General features: G+C 74.7%; 1 pseudogene. It reads left to right on the forward strand.

What is annotated here, in order from left to right:
• Positions 1 to 11 precede the first annotated feature (11 nt).
• Positions 12 to 778, forward strand: a pseudogene (locus C1A33_RS26785) (LysM peptidoglycan-binding domain-containing protein); the annotation flags it as partial.

Here is a 778-nt window from a genome sequence, read left to right on the forward strand (position 1 = left end):
GGACCGACCCCATGACCCCCAACCCCACGAGCGTGCCCTCGGCTAGCGCGGGCCGGCGGATCGTCGCGCTGCTGCACGCGCTCGCCGCCCTCGCCGTCCTGCTGACCTGTCTGGTCGTCGCGCCGCTGGTCATGTGGCGGCTGATCGGCTGGCCCCTGCCCCATCACGTTCCCAGCCGCGCCGAGACGACCGCCGCGCTCACCAATCCGCTGGACCGGCGGCTGATCACAGGCGTTCTCGGCTGCCTGTTCTGGTACCTCTACCTCCTGCTCGCCCTGTCCACCCTGGCCGAAACGATCAGCCGGGCGACCGGTCGGCGCCGGCCACGGCTGCCCACCGCCGGCCTGCCCCAGGCCCTCACCACCGCCCTGGTCGGCACGATCCTCACCGGTCTCGTCCTCGCCGCCAGCCGCAGCAAACCCGCCCCCACTGGCCCCGCCGTCGCGCTGGCCGCCTGGCGCACCCCAACCGTCACTGTCGCCTCCGTCGCGCCCGCCCACACCGCGTCCGCTCCGCTCACCCGGTCCGACTCCGCCCTGCGGGAGGAGCCCGGTCGCAGCGTGCCGGTCCAGGCGCACGACAGCCTGTGGAGCCTCGCCGCCACCCACCTCGGCGACCCCCTGCGCTACCGCGAGCTGTTCGACCTCAACCACGGCCGGACACAACCCGACGGCGACCGTCTTACCCGCCCCGACCTCATCCGCCCCGGCTGGACCATGCTCCTGCCCGCCGACGCACCACCGGCCGCACCCACCGCCAGCGGCGCACCATCGACCCC

The sequence above is a fragment of the Frankia canadensis genome, assembly GCF_900197875.1.
Lineage (GTDB): Bacteria > Actinomycetota > Actinomycetes > Frankiales > Frankiaceae > Frankia > Frankia canadensis.